Genomic DNA, 269 nt, shown 5'->3' with positions numbered 1-269 from the left:
AACTTGCCGGAGGTGTAATACTCCGTCGCACTCGCGAACTCGTACTCGAACCCGAAACTGTCGAGGAACTCGCACAACCGCGCATTGTTGTGCTGGGCGAACCCCGCGTGGGTGCCGAACGGGTCGCGCACCTTCGTCAGCGGCAGGTTCAGGTCCGCGCGCAGCTCCTCCTGCATGGGCACGTTTCCGGGCACCTTGCGAAACCCGTCCATGTCATCGGAAAAACAGATCAGCTTGGTGGGAATGTCGCTCAGCAATTCGAAGGCGCG

1 protein-coding gene is annotated in these 269 nt (G+C 61.0%); it reads right to left on the bottom strand.

Annotated elements, in window-relative coordinates:
- On the bottom strand, nucleotides 1-269 hold a 269-nt coding region (locus H2O73_RS24035; protein ID WP_220457760.1), incomplete at both ends, for a hypothetical protein.

The organism is Vibrio marinisediminis, from assembly GCF_014050145.1.
Taxonomy (GTDB): Bacteria; Pseudomonadota; Gammaproteobacteria; order Enterobacterales; family Vibrionaceae; genus Vibrio; species Vibrio marinisediminis.
The sequence above is the reverse complement of the archived record's forward strand: the minus strand, read 5'-3'. Positions and strand labels throughout refer to the sequence as shown.